The 1,635-nt window shown below is 44.4% G+C and carries 4 protein-coding genes; 3 read left to right on the top strand and 1 reads right to left on the bottom strand.

The features are described 5' to 3' along the window. Nucleotides 1-245 precede the first annotated feature (245 nt). The 3 genes from PLA23_RS13290 (at nucleotide 246) to PLA23_RS13280 (ending at nucleotide 1,430) form a co-directional block, all read left to right on the top strand. Entirely contained in the window at nucleotides 246-452 is a 207-nt protein-coding gene (locus PLA23_RS13290; RefSeq protein WP_324475517.1) for a hypothetical protein, read from the top strand. Nucleotides 453-627: 175 nt separating this feature from the next. Continuing rightward, complete coding sequence (locus tag PLA23_RS13285; RefSeq protein ID WP_324330266.1) at nucleotides 628-963, top strand: cupin domain-containing protein; 336 nt, start codon at nucleotides 628-630, stop codon at nucleotides 961-963. Nucleotides 964-974: 11 nt separating this feature from the next. Continuing rightward, on the top strand, nucleotides 975-1,430 hold the full coding sequence (locus tag PLA23_RS13280) for a hypothetical protein (RefSeq protein WP_324330264.1): 456 nt from the start codon (nucleotides 975-977) through the stop codon (nucleotides 1,428-1,430). A gap of 19 nt (nucleotides 1,431-1,449) precedes the next feature. Here the strand turns inward: PLA23_RS13280 and PLA23_RS13275 are convergent. After that, nucleotides 1,450-1,635 (bottom strand): PIN domain-containing protein (locus tag PLA23_RS13275; protein ID WP_324475516.1); only part of this gene is annotated, 186 nt, incomplete at its 5' end.

The raw sequence follows: 1,635 nt of genomic DNA, 5'->3' as shown, positions 1-1,635 counted from the left end.
ACGAGCATATTTAAGGCTCGAAGTTAACAATTTTTTGAATGGTGTTACTCCGTATCATGCATAATGGCAATTCACAAACGTAGAATTTCAGAGTGCATTCAGAGACCAAAATATGCGCTTTAATTTTTTTTAAGGTTCACCTGTAACTCCTCATCGAAAAACCAGAGTACGGCATTCCTCCAAAAACGAATCTTTTTGGCAGAAATCAACCCATAACAAAAATCCAAAACCCGATTCCCATGAGTATGGAAGAGATTGAAAAGACCATACCTTGGTGGAGGATAATCCGGATCAGGGAGTCTACAGAGGGATTTCTCGACCTGAGTTTGGGAATGTATTCCGTACCCCTGACTCAATCTTTTCTCTATGAGCAAAATTTTGAACCCCATGATCTGTACCTGTTCCCTGAACTTGTGAGAGGTGTTGAGATACCAGAATATCTTATCCTATGAGCACATTAAATCCTTCTCAACCAGAGAGCTCCCATATTCACCAAAAAAAGGCTAATTACGATAATTTTTTCAATGCCAAACAGTGGCTACTTTCAAATGAAATCTGAATACCCTGACATGATTCATAACAACCATAAGGGATTATAACCTATTGTCTGAAAGGAGTGATACCTGTTTGGCAGAAAAAAACCGTGAGGACCTTCTTGGGAAGGTTATCAGACTGAAGGATATTGTTGCCTACCAGGAGGGGACGATTGCAAGCCGTATGGTTGTTGTCTCAAAGGCCGGATCAATCACGGTCTTCTCCTTTGATGCCGGAGAGGAGATATCTGAACATACTGCTCCGTATGATGCAGTAGTGACCATTCTTGAAGGAATGTGTGAGGTTACCCTGCATGATACGCACTATCAGATGCAGGAAGGAGAGACGATTATCTTCCCGGCACATGCCCCTCATGCGGTCCGTGCTCTGACCAGATGTAAGATGATGCTGACCATGATCCGGGATTAATCAGGTATTTTATGGAGAATGAAACAAGAGAGCCGTTTTACTGTATTGCCTGCGGGTACGTAAGCCCGGTGTATCAGCGACGATGCCCGTCATGTGGAATTGTGGACCGGTTCTGTACCGAGCGGCAATATGCTGAGCTGATGATGCGGTACCTCCACCATCCTATCAGAAAATACCGGATTTTTTCACTCAGGACGATAAAACGCCTCAAATGGAAGGAGGCGATGCCGGAGCTTCTGGAACGGGCACGAATAGAAAGAGACCTGGAGCTGAAAGCAGAGGTACAACGGACCATTGAGGCGCTCACCATCTATCACAACCGGTCTGATGCAAGGTCTGCTTCCGGCATGAAACGGGAGACATCCATGTATACCCTTCGTGATGAGACGAAATGCAAGATAATTCCGATCCGGCCGGTTCTTCGAAGAAAAGGGCATTCACATCTGCGACCAGGGAGAAGAATCTGAAAAATGTACTGATATCTGATTATTCATACTCAAACGGATTAAGGAGTTTTAATCCTTGAATTGAAATAAAATCCTTATAATTGCGGGTCACCAGAGTTGCTGAAAGGCTTATGGCAGTGGCGGCAATGACGGCATCAGGAAGTTTGGTATGTGTTCTTTGCCTGATACGAATGGCCTCATTTGCTACTGCTTCGTCAACGGGAAT

The organism is Methanospirillum sp., from assembly GCF_035406105.1.
Lineage (GTDB): Archaea > Halobacteriota > Methanomicrobia > Methanomicrobiales > Methanospirillaceae > Methanospirillum.
This window is presented reverse-complemented; position numbering and strand designations above follow the sequence as displayed.